The organism is Acetobacter senegalensis (assembly GCF_001580995.1).
In the GTDB taxonomy this organism is placed as follows: domain Bacteria; phylum Pseudomonadota; class Alphaproteobacteria; order Acetobacterales; family Acetobacteraceae; genus Acetobacter; species Acetobacter senegalensis.
In genome coordinates this window covers 1-7,586 of the sequence record NZ_LHZU01000067.1, presented here as the reverse complement: position 1 = coordinate 7,586, position 7,586 = coordinate 1, and the positions used below count along the sequence as shown (strand labels likewise).

The following is a 7,586-nucleotide window of genomic DNA, read 5'->3' as shown; positions in this document are numbered from 1 at the left end:
TGGTGCTGGTGCTGGTGCTGGTGCTGGTGCTGGTGCTGGTGGCAACGCCATCAGGCGGAGGATGACAAGGGATTTTTGAGGCTGGAATGGACGGATTTGAAGGTGGAACGCCGATGCACCGCATCCAAAATCCAATGTTTTCAGCCTCGACGAAAACCGCCAGATGGGCCTTGGTTATGCCTCCTGCTTACTGCTGATTCACGCGGCAGTTTCTATCTGTGCGGGGACGTGGGCCGTGCTCCGTGCTGCCGGAACCACCAAGGCCACCCATGCCGTTGGGGCCTGTCATGCCCGGACCGGGAGACATTGTTCCATGTGGGGGAACGCCTCGGCATGTAGTGCTTCCCCCGTCATAAGGCCCGCTATGGCAGGCCGCCAGAGGCAGGGCCAGAAGCAGAAAAGCGGGGAGAGAAAAAACGCGAGGCAGCATGAAAATCTCCAGATCAGGGCGTATCAACCCGCCTGCCCTTTTTATGGCCCTGTTTTCTGCCCCTTATGGTTCATACTCTGACTGCCGCGACAAAGGAGCGACAGAGAGAAGGCCAACGACAAGCGGAGAAAACGCCATATTGAGGACGTGGCGGGAGTATGGCTTCTGAACGCCGCACGCGCAGGGACGTTGCCCAACGGTTTTTGAGAGACGTCTGGTTTCCGGTCCCTCAGCCCAATGGCGATGGTGGCAGTGTGGCGGCCAGTAGGGCGACCACCTGCTCCAGCAGATGCTGATCTGCCGGAGTGAAGCGGTTGGGCCGGGGGCTATCGAGATCAAGCACACCCACAAGCTGCCCGTGGGCCAGAAGCGGCACCACAATTTCCGATGCGGAGGCGGCATCACACGCGATATGGCCGGGGAAGAGGTGAACATCTGGTACCACCAGCGTTGTGCCGCTTTGCGCCACAGTGCCGCACACGCCTTTGCCGAGCGGGATACGGGTGCAGGCCACGCGCCCCTGAAACGGCCCCAGCACCAGTTCCCCCTGCCGCAGCAGATAGAACCCGGCCCAGTTGAGGTCTGGCAGGGCTTCAAACACCAGAGCCGAGATGTTGGCCAGATTGGCAATGAGATCTCTCTCCGTCTCCAGCACGCCCTGCACGGCAGGCAGCAGATCATCCGGAGTCAGGCGGTGGGTAGGTGCGCTCATGAATTGGGCCTTCTGATGGGAACGCAGAGAGTGGATGAAGAGAACCGGAAAGAGAAAAACAGTGTAAACCACACCCGCCGGATACATATGGGCGGGTGTGGCGTTCGGGCCGGGTTTATTTGCTTTTCAGCAGATCCGGGCCGCGCAGGGCTGAGCGACTGCACACGGCGGCACGCTGGTCGCGGTTGAGGGTTGTGACATCAAACATGGTTTTGCCGCCCAGTTCCAACCGGCCCTTGCCGCCCCAGGCATAAGCCGGGTTGGTGGCAACGCCCGGCCTGGCAGCCAGCTTGCGGCCAAGGGAGCGCACGGTGGTATCCGTTACCAGCTTGTGGCTGTAGCAATACGCCATAAGGCCAGCCACATTGGCGGGAGAGGCGTGTTCAACGTTCGGAATGCCATCATAATCAAGCACACCGGGGGCGGCGGTGGCGGCTGTCATGGGCGGGGGAACGGCTGGCACTTTCAGGGTTTTGGCGGCATGGGCCTGCTGCGGCGCCAGCGGGGCGAGTGCCACCAGCGTCGCGCAGCCAGAAAGAGCCAGAGCGGCCGCTGCTTTAAAAACCGGACGAAATGCCGACATGAACATGCTCCTAACGCAAAAGGGAAACGCGTAATTCAAGAGGCGCCAGAGTGCGGCAGATACGCGCCGCCAGCAAGAGCCGAGGAGAGATGGCTGGGATTCTGGCGCGTGGAGAGTGCGACAGGCGTGAGCGTTTCTGTATCTGGCCTGTATCTGGCCGGTTGACACCATCCATGATGTGAACGGCAGGTGCATCACCTGTTTCATCCGGCCACACAGCATGCCTGACAGCCGAACAGGCACGTGCCTCAGCCTGCGTTACGCAATGCTCCGTATGGCCTCCCCCTTGATGGGGCCATCAAATGATCTTCCCACCTGAGGGTGAGGCTTCTATCGTTCAGGCAATCAGCAGGTACGCGCTCTTTCTGTACTCAGAAAACACGGTGGGCTTTGGGGATGCGCAAGAACAATCACGCCATCGGGTTTCTTCGGCTGTGTCTGATCGTGGCTGTTGTGCTGCACCATAGTGTGCTGGCGTATTGTGTCTTTGGTCACTTTGACCACCATGCCTACCTGCTTTCAAGCGCGCCCATTATTGACCGGCAACGTTGGGGCGGGTTCGATCTGCTGGTGCGGTGGAATGATACCTATTTCATGGCGCTGATGTTTTTCATCTCCGGGGTGTTTGTTCTGCCCAGCCTGCACCGCAAAGGGCCGCGCCGTTATTTGAAAGATCGGCTTTTGCGGCTGGGACTTCCTTTTGCGGTGTGCGTCAGCATTGTGATGCCTGTGGCCTATTATCCCTCCGTTCTGGAAGCGGGTGCCCGTGTGTCCTTCTTCTCCTTCTGGCAAGGGTATTTCGGCAGGTTTCACTGGCCGGGTGGGCCTGCGTGGTTCATCTGGTTTCTTTTTGTGCTTGATGCGCTGTGTGTTCTGACAGTGCGCCTTGCACCTTCTCTGCCAAGCTATCTGGCAGCCCGCGTGCCAGATGGCCTGAACCGTCGTCCGGTGGTGGCCGTGTGTGGCATTCTGGGGGTGGCTCTTGTGGCTTATGTGCCGTTTGTTCTGCTGTTTGGCGCAGAACGCTGGCTGAGTTGGGGACCATTTTCCATTCAGGGAAGCCGGATTGGCCTGTATGGCTTTTTCTTTGGTCTGGGCTGTGCGGCTGGGGCTGCGGGCAGTCAACATACCCTGTTTCAGCGGAATGGCGCGTTGGCGCGGCACTGGGCCGAGGCGCTCTGCCTTGGTATGAGTGCTTTTGGATGGTTTATTGCTCTACCTGCACCATTTGAAAAAATCCGGCCCGTTCTTTTTGTTTTTTGCAGCGTTCTGTTCTGCCTGGCCCTGATGGGCGTTTGCCTGCGCTTTGTCAGCACCGTATCCGCGCGGGTTAACACACTTACGGGAGACGCTTACGGCGTTTACCTGATCCACTATATGTTTGTGACATGGGCCCAGTATGCTCTGCTGCCTGCATCATGGGGAGCCATCCCGAAAGCGGCGTGTGTGACGGGCATAACCCTGTGTTCCAGTTTTCTTGTAACGCATATCATCCGCTTTTTTCCGGGTGTACAGCGTCTGGTTTGACAGAGGGAGCCGTTGACATAGCGCTATGTTCGGCCTTCAGGCGTGAAGAGTAGGATCTTTCTACAGGGCGCAGAATGGCCCCCGGGTAGAAGACCGAGCCGGGATTGACGAGGGCTGATACCCGCCATACCATTCCGATACAGTTATGATGCGAAGGTTTCTGCTGTGTGAGGAAAAGACCTCATGCAGCGCACCAGACAGTAAGGGACAAGAAAGTGCGCGGGAAAATAGGATCTGTCTGGCCTGCCGCGCTGTATTTTCTGATAATAGTCCCTTTGGTGTTATCCATCCATAACCCCCATGTTCTGGCCCATTTTTTCACCACCACTGTTTCCGAAGGGTATCAGAAGGTTTTTGTTCTTCTGGACTTCATACTGACGGAAACCCTTATGTTTCTGGCGGTGCTTGCTGTGACAGCCGTGTTTGCACGGCTTGACCGGAAAGATGCCGCGTTCTGTGGCCTGCCTTTACAAAAAACAGGGGGCCAGCGCTTTCTTTACGGGTGCGTTCTTTCCACTATTGGCATGTTGCTTCTGGGTGTTTTTGAATATGTGTTCGGTGGCTTTCACATAACAGGCTGGATCTGGCCGCCAGCCATAACGCTCCTGATCACACTGCTTTCAGCCTTCTGGGTGCTTCTTGTTGCCCTGACTGAGGAGTTATGGTTTCGGGGTTATGCTCTGGCAAAACTGGAAGGCGGTATGGGCTGGTGGTGTGCGGCCATAACAACGTCTCTGGTGTTCTCCCTGTGCCACCTGCACAATCAGGGTGAAAACTATAGTGAGCTTGTTCTGATTTTTCTCTCGGGCATGTTGCTGTGTGGGCTGCGGCGTCTGTCTGGTTCGCTGTGGCTTGGCATTGGCGCACACGCTACGGCAGACCTTGCGGGCATTATTCTGGGTGTGCCGGGCCATGATATGGCAAACAGCCCCATGCAGATTGTCTATCTTGAAACCTCCGGTTCCGCTTTGATCAATGGAGGCGAGAACGGTGTCATGTTCAGTCTGCCCGGCATTGCGTGCCAGTTTCTGATGATGCTTGTGCCGATCCTGCTGGTCAGGCCCTCACGCCAACACGCACACGGTGACGCGGTCCCGCCATCTGCGTGACTGTAGCCGCCATATCTGCGCGCAAGGTGTCGGAACGTACCCGCGCACCGCAGGCTCCGTGGACATGAGGCCATAAAAGCCGCGGGGTGTGTCCATTTTCCACCATCAAGCCTTCCTGTCTGGAAAACGGCACCTGTCTGCGCGAAGACTTTACTCCTGGGGGCCTGTTTCATGATGAGGTCTCGCTTGCAGGGATAGTCTCTGCTGCGCACCAATGCCAGCCGAGCCTTCAATCTGATTTTTTCAGTAATCTCCGTGAACGCCTGAGTTTCTGTGGGAGCCTGAAGGGAATAAGGGCATCCCTCCGCCTGAGCGCACAGCCGCCCCGCCTGCCTTCTGGTTGACGCCCGCATGGGGGGTTGGCACAGACGGACAAGATGTTTCGGAGGGCGCGGCTTTTGCACTTGAAAACGGCAAGACAGGGTTCAGCCCCAAAGAAGGGTGCAAAAAACCGGTTTGCAGGCCTTCTGTTCTGTCTGCTTGCGGGGCTGATTGCCGCAGGGCTGTACCGCAGTTTTCAGGTGGCGGCGTTTCTGCCGCTGGATGCTGACCGCGCCACGCCTGCCGTGGTGGCGGAAGCCATACTGGCCCATGGTCTGGGCGCACTGAACGCATGGCACAGCACGCAGGATAACTGGCTGCTCTCTGCCATTCTTCCGCAATTTCCCTTTTATGCCCTGTTGGGCCAGCAGGCGTGGATTCCTGCCCTGTGTGGCTGGCTGGGGTTTGTGGCCAGTTGCGCGCTGTGTGGTGTTCTGGTGGCGCTGGCCGCCGCCCCTCGGCCATCTGCCTGGCTGGTGGGAATGGGGCTGTTTGGCGTGCTGCTGTTCCTCAACCCGCTGGCGCTGGGGCCCATCGGGTTTCTGGCGCATCCGGTCAGCCATGGGGTGACATGCTTCTGGGGGCTGGCAGCACTTGTGCCCTGCGTGCTGGTGCTCAAGGGGCGTTCAAGGTGGCTGCTGGCGCTGACAACGGTTTTGTTGCTGGTTGCCTCGATCTCCGACCCATGGGCGCGGGCGGCGTTTGTTTTGCCGCTCACGCTTGCTGGTGTGGGGGTGTGCCTCCTGCCCTCCGATGCACGCCAAAAAAGGACGGCACTGTGCCTTATTGCCAGCACACTGCCTGTCTGGCTGGCCGGAGCGCACGGGTTTGGGCTGTTCCCCGGTATACCGGGCACGCAGTTTACCAAAGGGCCACTTGCCGACATTCCGCACCATGCCGCACTGGGCTTTTCCGGCATTGCGGTTTTGCTGCATCTGGTGCCGGGCACGAACGCGCTCACGCACCCATGGGCTCGATGGATCAGCGGAATAATTCTGCTTGCATTGTGTGGCCTTGCCGCCCCTGCCGTAAGCAACAGCTTGCACGATCAGAAAGACGGACCACGCCGGTTTCTTCTGCTGTTTTGCGCCCTTTCCCTGAGTGTGACGTTCGCGGCTTTCTCGCTCTCAGATTTTGTGACCGGGCTGGATCTGACACGTCTTTTAGGAAATTTCGCATTTCTGCTTCCGCTTGTCCTTTGCCTGTGTTGGTGCATTGGGCAGGCGCGGCCTTTGTTAACCGGCGGGCTGGTGCTGGCCGCTGTGGGTGGGGTTCTGGCTGACCTGTTACCACCCGGCGGCAACCACGCCACACCCCAGAAGGCATTGGCAAACACCATACAGCTTCTTGCGTTTCTGCAAGATCATCACCTGAGCCACGGATATGGGGGATATTGGTCCACACACGCCAATGCCAGCCATCTGCTAAGCGGCGGGCATGTGACCATTCGGCCCGTGGCGGTGCGAGGAGCCGGCGTGCTGCACCCACGAGAGCAGCAAGTGTTTGATGCGTGGTACAGGCCCCAGGACACAGTGCCTTCTGAAACGCGCCAGTTTTTCATTGCACAGCAAGATGACGAACTCTGCCCGGATACAGCCGCCTGTGTAGCACTTGCACAGCATAATTTCGGGCTGCCGGATGAGACTTTGCTCTGGGGCACGGTGCCGGTCATGGTCTGGCACAAGACTCTGTTTCCCTCTGCGCCCATGCCTGACACCCTGCAACGCGCGCCGGAACTTTCCGCCCACCCGACGGAAGACCAGTCCTTTCTGCTCACCCCGGCAACCGCGCCAGCCATGTTGTGGCGGGGGTGGGCCAGTGTGGGGCCGGATGGGGCGTGGAGCGGCGCGCAACTGGCTGGTATCATGGTGCGGCTGGCCGGCCCCTCTGCCCCCCTGTGTCTGACAATGCGTGCAAGCGGGCGGTCTTCTGCTCCGCCGCAACCTGTCACGCTGTTGCGGGATGGAACGGCCATAGCCCAATGGGCCGTGCATGCTGGAACGTGCGGCCCCACCGCATGATAACCAGCGACTTCTGCCCGGTATTCTGCTCTCCACCCTCAGCCGCCCACACGGTTGAGCCGCCCCTGACGCGCAACAGACACGAAAGACCCGCCATGGCCCAGACACCGGCCCAGTCCTCTGCCCCTGTTTCCCGCTCTGCCCGGCGCATTGCCCTGCTGGGCATGGTTGCGGGTTACGGTAATGCGCTGGGGTTTGTGGAACTGGGCGGTGTGTTTGTCGGCGCCATGACTGGCAACACCACGGACATGGGGGCCGCACTGGCCAGTGGGGACTGGCCGCACGGGCTGAAGGTAGCTGCGATTGTGGCGGTATTTTTCATCAGCGCCGTGCTGGCTGGCGTGGTGCGGCGGCTGTGGCTGCCGGCGCGTGGGTTCCTTATTATGGCGGGGCTTCTGGTGGTAACGCAGGCCGTGCAGGGCCACCCCGCCCAGCGTGTGTGTGAACTGCTGTTTCTGCCCGCCTTCATGGCTGTGCAGGGCGAGACGATTTCCCGTTTTTCCGGCAACGCCATCCAGACCATTGTGATTACCAGCAACCTGCTGAAATGCGCCTCCGCCATTGCGGGGTGGCTGGTCAGCCTGTTGCCCGGCAGCACCTGTGCACGCCCGGCCCATGGCACCATTCTGCTGCCGGGGCTGGCATGGGCTGCGTTTTTTCTGGGGGCCATGGCCGCAACCGCAGCATTACGACTGCACGCGCCCCGGCCCTTTTTGTGGCCGCTGCCACTTCTGGCCATCCTCTATGCCGATCTTGCGCACGCTGAACGCGCGCACGACCCGGAATAACGCGCCGCCCACGCCTTCCCGCGGCCGCCACCCCCGTTCCCGGTTGGTTGCTCGGTTGCTCTGTTGCTCTGTTGCTCTGTTGCTCTGTTGCTCTG

General features: G+C 59.6%; 7 protein-coding genes. 4 read left to right on the top strand and 3 right to left on the bottom strand.

The features are described 5' to 3' along the window. Window positions 1–187: 187 nt before the first annotated feature. The 3 genes from AD948_RS00825 to AD948_RS00815 all read right to left on the bottom strand — a co-directional run bounded on the left by AD948_RS00825 (window position 188) and on the right by AD948_RS00815 (window position 1,725). A complete protein-coding gene (locus AD948_RS00825) occupies window positions 188–430 on the bottom strand; it encodes a hypothetical protein (RefSeq protein ID WP_140385719.1) in 243 nt (80 codons plus the stop codon). Window positions 431–659: 229 nt separating this feature from the next. Beyond that, on the bottom strand, window positions 660–1,142 hold the full coding sequence (locus AD948_RS00820) for a GAF domain-containing protein (RefSeq protein ID WP_061470291.1): 483 nt from the start codon (window positions 1,140–1,142) through the stop codon (window positions 660–662). A 115-nt stretch (window positions 1,143–1,257) separates the two neighbouring features. Continuing rightward, window positions 1,258–1,725, bottom strand: coding sequence for a hypothetical protein (locus tag AD948_RS00815; protein ID WP_039905555.1), 468 nt, complete (start codon window positions 1,723–1,725; stop codon window positions 1,258–1,260). 396 nt (window positions 1,726–2,121) lie between these two features. On the opposite strand from AD948_RS00815, the gene AD948_RS00805 reads away from it, so the two are divergent. The 4 genes from AD948_RS00805 to AD948_RS00790 all read left to right on the top strand — a co-directional run bounded on the left by AD948_RS00805 (window position 2,122) and on the right by AD948_RS00790 (window position 7,491). Next, entirely contained in the window at window positions 2,122–3,252 is a 1,131-nt protein-coding gene (locus AD948_RS00805; protein WP_061470288.1) for an acyltransferase family protein, read from the top strand. Between the two features lie 167 nt (window positions 3,253–3,419). Further along, window positions 3,420–4,361, top strand: a complete 942-nt coding sequence (locus AD948_RS00800; protein ID WP_156478873.1) for a CPBP family intramembrane glutamic endopeptidase — start codon at window positions 3,420–3,422, stop codon at window positions 4,359–4,361. Between the two features lie 404 nt (window positions 4,362–4,765). Then, window positions 4,766–6,703, top strand: coding sequence for a hypothetical protein (locus AD948_RS00795; protein WP_061470286.1), 1,938 nt, complete (start codon window positions 4,766–4,768; stop codon window positions 6,701–6,703). 95 nt (window positions 6,704–6,798) lie between these two features. Next, window positions 6,799–7,491: a YoaK family protein gene (locus AD948_RS00790; RefSeq protein WP_061470285.1), complete on the top strand. Its 693-nt coding sequence runs from the start codon at window positions 6,799–6,801 to the stop codon at window positions 7,489–7,491. Window positions 7,492–7,586 lie beyond the last annotated feature (95 nt).